This is a genomic window from Nevskia soli (assembly GCF_903970205.1).
Lineage (GTDB): Bacteria > Acidobacteriota > Terriglobia > Bryobacterales > Bryobacteraceae > Bog-113.
In genome coordinates this window covers 1-6,021 of sequence record NZ_CAJCHS010000411.1, presented here as the reverse complement: position 1 = coordinate 6,021, position 6,021 = coordinate 1, and the positions used below count along the sequence as shown (strand labels likewise).

Genomic DNA, 6,021 nt, shown 5'->3' with positions numbered 1-6,021 from the left:
GTGAGCGTCTGCCCGTCTCCAAAATCCCACTTATAAACCGGTGCGACGGGTTTCCCAGTCGCGGCAACCGGCGGGGGAGGGGCAGGGCGGGCTGCCTCCACCGTCGAGGCTGCCTCGGAAGCCAGGGCCGTAGCTCGGGCGAGCGCCGGCCGCAGGCGCGGCGGGACACCCACCCTAAAGTTCGCTGCGTAGGGCTGACCCGCGACGGGCTTTACCCGCAGGATCTGGGTCGCGGACGACGCGGTCGATGCTTCGACTTCGATGGTCGCTTCGGCCGTCTCGCTCTCCTTCCCGCGGACCGCGCGAATAATAAGCTTGCGGGTGCCGGGGGTTGCGAACTGCATGTAGCGCTCCGTCGCCGGTACACCCATCATGCTCACGGTGACTTCCGGATCGGTCAGCGGCTGGCCGTTAGGACCACACACTTGCACGAACACCGGCTGGCCGGCAGCCACCTTCGCTGGCTCTACAATGATTTTTCCTATAAGTGTTCCCATTCTCAACTCCTTAGTACCTAACTTGGTAATTAACCCCGGCTAAGCCCCCGACCGTGCGAGAGCTTCCGTATCGGGCTCTTATTTTGACTAGCGCCATTTGGATTCAAAATGGGCCACGAATTTAATCGGGTCCCACACGATTAAAACCGGCCGGCTCCAGATCGAAATAGAAATCGGGTTGCCCTGCACGGATGAGAACCTGAGGGGGTTTCCGCAGTTAAGATGGACCCGCTCACAAAGACACGGCTGACGGGGTCTCGCGAAGACATTCCGGGCCGCCGGGAGCAGAGGGAGGCTGGCAGGGAGCGATGCTCCGTTATGATGCACCAGGGAACGGTTCTCAAAACCGGGATCGGCGAACTTGAGACTCGACCGGTCGGTAACCTTCAACTATGACCAGGCGAGAGCTTCTGCTGGCTTGCGCGGCGGCGGGTCGGCTATCGGCCGCGCGACAGCCATCGGAGATGGCGGTTGAGGGGTACATCTTTCAACAGCACGCCGAACGTTTAAAGCAACCGCTGCTCGCGACAATGCCGCAGGTCCTGCCGATGGTTCGCGCGGCGGGCTTCAGGAACATCGAGTTGAATCCGGCATTCTTTCCGATCGATGGGCGCGACCGGATTCTCTCGCTCGTCAAAGAGCAATCGTTGAGCCTGCCGTCGCTATACGTCGGAGGCCCAATGCACGATACCGAGGGTGCAGACCGCACCATCGCGGCGGCGCTCGAATTCGGAACTTTCTGCGCTCCCTTTGGATGCAAAGCCATCGTGAATAATCCCGATCCGAAGCCGCGCGAATTACCGAAGACCGACGCTGAACTGCAAATACAAGCCGACTCGCTGAACCGCATGGGCCGCGTTCTGGCGCAACGCGGGTTCGAACTGCGCATTCATCACCATACGCCGCAATTGGTGGAAAATGCGCGGGAATGGCGGCATATCCTGCATCACACGGACCCCGCCTATGTGCACATGTGCGTGGATGTCGACTGGGCTTATGAAGGCGGCTTCGAGCCGGTTCCATTTCTGCGCGAAGTGGGCTCCAGGTTGCGGGAAATTCACGTCCGAAGCGCTCGCGATAAGTTATGGCTTGAGGACCTGGAGGATAGCGACATCGACTATCGGGCCGTCGCTGGATATCTAAGGGAGCAACATCTCGCGCCTCTCATCGTGGTCGAGTTGGCCTACCGTCCGAACACGGTAGTTACTCGAACCTTGCAAGAGGATTTGACCATCAGCCGAAAGTATGCCGAGCGGATCTTTGGTCTGAAAGCCGGTCAAGCCTGGTAGCCCGGTAGTAGTCGAAAGCACCACATACAATCCATAAGTTACCGAGCCGCATAAGTTACCGAGCCGCGACGGAGCGGTTACTACCACGGGCTGCTACAGCGTGGGAGTATCGCAACCTTATTGCGGGTCAAGCCAGATCGGCGAACTCCAGGCCAACTGGCCATCCTGCTGCAGCACTCGAACGTAGTACCAATCCTTTCCCGGCACGTAATTGTTCTCCATGTATTCGAATGACGCTTCACTGGCATTCGGGCGCACGTTATAAACGAACCTCGCGCTCTTGATCAAGTCGATCTGCAGAATAGGTCCGGTGCCGATCACGTGTACCGAAAAGCGCGGCGCTTGCTGCGGCGGGCGCAGACGGTCGCCCATAATGTACTCCGAACTCCCGGCGCGAGCGCGGAAATCGAGCACGATGTTATCCGTCGCGCCATAGGAGTGCCGTTTGCGAATGGCGTCCAGTAGTCCCGGCCGCGTGAAGTTTTCGGCCACCAGGATCGCGTAGGAGATGTGCGTCGACCAATGATCGGAACTGGCTTGTACACCTAAGCGGTAGCCTTTCGCAAGAGCGTTCCAATAGAAGCCCTTGGGCTCCCATCCACTCTTTTGCGCTTGATAGTTTGTCGCGGTGGCGGCGCGCGGCGCTCCTTCATACTCATAGTTGTTACGGTAGCCTTGGTAAATTTCGATCAAAGGTTCGAGGTCCGGATCGTTGTCGCGCCAGTCGGTGCCCTGGTCCGTCGCGGTTGAATGCGGCATCGAGATACCGTCGTTCTTGCGCAGATAAGGATACAGAATCGGACCGGTATTCTTCTCCGCGCGCATCTCCTGCGGACTAATCGGAAGCGTGCGGACGCCGGGATGATCGAAGATCACGTTGCGATGCCCGTTCGGGTAAGGCACGCTGCGCTCATACGCGAACAGCGGAGTGAACGAGCCGGGCGCGTAGAACAAATGCGCCAGCTTCTGGCTTTGCCACCAGGTGAACTCCTGGTCATATCCGGCCTGGTGATCGGTGATGGCGATGTAATCGAACCCCGCGGCGTCCAGCGCATAGCGATAGATCTCAAGCAGCGAGCCATCGTACTTGAAATCCTGTGAAACATCGCTGTGCCGGTGCATGTCGCCCCGATAGAGTCGATAGGTATGCCCGCCCGACGACAACACGTAAGCGCGAGCGCTCTTGATGTTGGCGGCCTCGCTCGCATGGACCGGAATCGCTTCCGGCTGCTTTTCTGTATATGGCACCAGACTCGAATCCGGGAAACGTTCGCCGGCCGGGAGCCGCGCGAAATAGATATCCGCCTTGCCGGGAATCTGGGTCGCGAAAGGCCGGTTATCGGTCATCCACGCCGTGACAATTTCGCCGCGCGCCGATGTGGCAAGGGCCGGAACCTTTTCGATCGATCCAGCGCTGTGTTCCAGCGGTACGGGCTGAGACCACTCCGAACCGTTGAAGCGGGTCAGGTAGTTCTCCCACGTGATGGGGCTGCCGATGGTGCGCTCGTTCTGACGCGTCCAATGGCGGAACAGCAACGTAAGACCGCCGCTGCCGTCGAACGCAAATTGCGGATGCTCCGCATTTTCGCCGAACGCATTCGATGCTTCCAGCCATTGCGCGCCCTGCTGCATGACCACATGAATCGCGCGTTGCTGGTGCAGTGGCGTTGCCAGCGGAGTCGGAATCAGAAACCCCTGGTCCTTGCCCCAGTTGACGCCGGATTCGTCCCACGCCAGCCACGGCCGGCCCTGCCGATCGACGGCCACGGCCGCGTGGGCCTGAAACTGAGGGCCGCGCGTCACCCGTTGAACCGGAGATAGACCGCCCGCGCGCCAACTGCGGAATTCGATGTCGTAATTCCCCGCGTCGTAGGTGTCCCACGCAATATACGCGGTCCCGTCCGCGCTCGCGGCGATGGCCGGTTCCCAATCGTTAGCCGCGGATTCGCTGACCTTGATGTCCGGCGACCACAATCCGTTTTCGAAGGCGCGCATCCAAATGTCGCTTTGCCCGTTTTGAGAACGCTGCCAGGTGACGAAGACATCGCCCGCGGGCGATGAGGCGGCTCGCACGAACGATGCCGATCCGGCCGACGAAAGTACCTGCGGTTCCGCCCATTTCCCTTTGGTCTTGCGGCGCGCCATCAGTTGCCACTGCTCTCCCGCGCGTTCCGTCCAAAAGACCCACAGATCGCCCTGGGTGCCCCGTTGTGCCCCGGCGGCGAGCGCGCAGCGGAACATATCCGCCGGATGCGCACTGACTTCTTCCGCCGAAGTCCACTCTCCTGCCGCGGACGTCGAGCGGAGCAGAACGCGATCCGCCCGGTCGCGGTACGCGATCCACGCCACAGCCGTGCCGCCATCCGGTAGCGCCGCGATCGCGGGCTCGTCGTCCTGGGTGTCTCCGATGGACAACTTCGATGACGAAGGGACCAATTGGACAAGCGCACGACCGTCCAGAAACGGCTTAGGCTGCAACCCGATCTCGCTGAGGCGGAAATCGAAGTTCCCCTGTGCCGTTGCCACCGAAACTCGCGCGGTTCCCGTACCCCGCAGCGTGGCATATACCCCGCAGGGACGATAGAAAACCTCCGGAATCGCTCCGGGTCGCAATTCGGTGTAATGGATATCCGCGTAAGGCGCGATGGTGTCCTTCCGGGTAGCCGTCTTCCAACCGGAAGCTCCGGACACGGAATCGTCCTTCAGAAACTGGCGGCCTTCCAGATCGAGAACGCTGCCGCCCTCGACGGCGATCGACCCATCCCACCGCTCGACGCCGGCAGCCTTCTGGCCGAGTGTCAGCAGGATTGTCTGGCGCGGTCCGGGAAGGTCGGAGCCTGCCGGGGCAGCCGTTGAGCGAGTGGTCAGCCAAATACCGATAAAGACGGCAATCGCAAGGGCGGCAGCGGCGGCTCGGAGCATTGGGTCAGGCTACCAAAAATTCTCGGCAAAATCGAATGGCAGGCCGACGGGGGTCGTCATCAGCGCGTCGTGTTATGCAGGATCAGCACCGTGCCTGATCCATCCGTGATGATGATATCCGGAACACCCGAACCCCTGCTTGGGCCGCGCAGGGCACTTGACATGCCTCCCAATATCTCTATAGACTTTGTCGAGATAGACGCTCGCCGTCTCTCTCACCTTTTTCCCGAGGCCTCCATTGATGAACGCGTCGAATGCTTGTGCAACCTTCGCAGTCCTTCTCCTGGCTAACTGCCTTCAGGCGCAGACTCCCGCGTCTTTCCGCGTCCTGCTCGGCATCACCGATGCCCAAACCACGCGTTGGGACGGAACCTTCAAAGCGACGGCAGTCCGCAGCGCGCAGCTCGATGGATGGCGCTTCGAAGGCGTGGACCGCATCAATGGGGGCTTATTCCATCTCGCCACTCATCCCAACGTCACGGGCGATACCACGATCGTCGCCAACGGCGTAGTCATCGACGCCGATGGAGTCACCGAAAGCAGCGAATTTGTGTTCACCACGGCCCAGGGCGACTTCCAGTTCCGGGCGGCGGACGTTCCCTATGGCTCCGGCATCTACAAACTGGGCGGCCGCGTGTATATCGACCGCATTCCGCAAGCCCACCGGCTTGCGGAGACGCCGGAGGAAGAAGATTACCCTTCCATCGCCGCCGGTAAGAACGGGGAAATCTGGCTGGCCTATGTCCAGTTCCACCACAATCCCGACCACGTCAAGCTGCGCCGCGCGCTTCACGAGGCCCCCAAGGACTTCAAAATATATGCAGCGCCCACGGGTGGCGATCAGATATGGGCGCGTCGCTATTCCAACGGAACCTGGGGCGACCCGGTGGCGATCACCAAGCCCGGCGGCGATCTTTACCGTACGGCGGTTTCCGTCGACGGCAATGGGCGCGCCTGGGTCTTCTGGTCGGAGAACCACGGCGGCAACTTCGACATCTTCGCCCGCGTTCTAAACGGGTCCGAGCCGGGGCAGCAGGTTCAGATTTCGAAAGAAGCGGGTTCGGATATCGATCCCGTGGCCGCAACCGACGCCAAGGGCAGAGTGTGGGTTGCCTGGCAGGGCTGGCGCAATTGCCGCGCCGCCATCTATGCGTCGACTCAAAACGGAAACAGCTTTTCCCCGCCGGTGAAAGTCTCGAACTCTTCGAAGAACGAATGGAATCCCGCCATTGCGGCGGACAAGACGGGACGCGTCTCGGTGGCATGGGATTCCTATCGGAACGGCAATTACGATGTTTACGCCCGCACGTCGA

General features: G+C 60.7%; 3 protein-coding genes and 1 pseudogene. 2 read left to right on the top strand and 2 right to left on the bottom strand.

What is annotated here, in order from left to right; all coding sequences use genetic code 11:
* A pseudogene (locus H1Y01_RS17735) lies at positions 1-497 on the bottom strand (hypothetical protein); the annotation flags it as partial.
* A 392-nt stretch (positions 498-889) separates the two neighbouring features.
* Here H1Y01_RS17735 and H1Y01_RS17730 point away from each other — a divergent pair.
* The gene (locus H1Y01_RS17730; RefSeq protein WP_180541896.1) at positions 890-1,786 is read left to right on the top strand and encodes a sugar phosphate isomerase/epimerase family protein; all 897 of its coding nucleotides are present in this window, start codon (positions 890-892) and stop codon (positions 1,784-1,786) included.
* A gap of 117 nt (positions 1,787-1,903) precedes the next feature.
* On the opposite strand, the gene H1Y01_RS17725 is transcribed toward H1Y01_RS17730, so the two are convergent.
* Positions 1,904-4,708 carry a DUF3604 domain-containing protein gene (locus H1Y01_RS17725; protein WP_180541894.1) on the bottom strand — a complete coding sequence of 935 codons (2,805 nt, stop codon included), beginning with the start codon at positions 4,706-4,708 and terminating at the stop codon, positions 1,904-1,906.
* 241 nt (positions 4,709-4,949) lie between these two features.
* On the opposite strand from H1Y01_RS17725, the gene H1Y01_RS17720 reads away from it, so the two are divergent.
* On the top strand, positions 4,950-6,021 hold a 1,072-nt coding region (locus H1Y01_RS17720; protein ID WP_219341666.1), incomplete at its 3' end, for a TolB family protein.

Excerpts from the sequence above, each read along its gene's own strand:
- H1Y01_RS17725 (WP_180541894.1), bottom strand. The coding sequence starts at position 4,708 with ATGCTCCGAGCCGCCGCTGCCGCCCTTGCGATTGCCGTCTTTATCGGT.
- H1Y01_RS17730 (WP_180541896.1), top strand. The coding sequence starts at position 890 with ATGACCAGGCGAGAGCTTCTGCTGGCTTGCGCGGCGGCGGGTCGGCTA.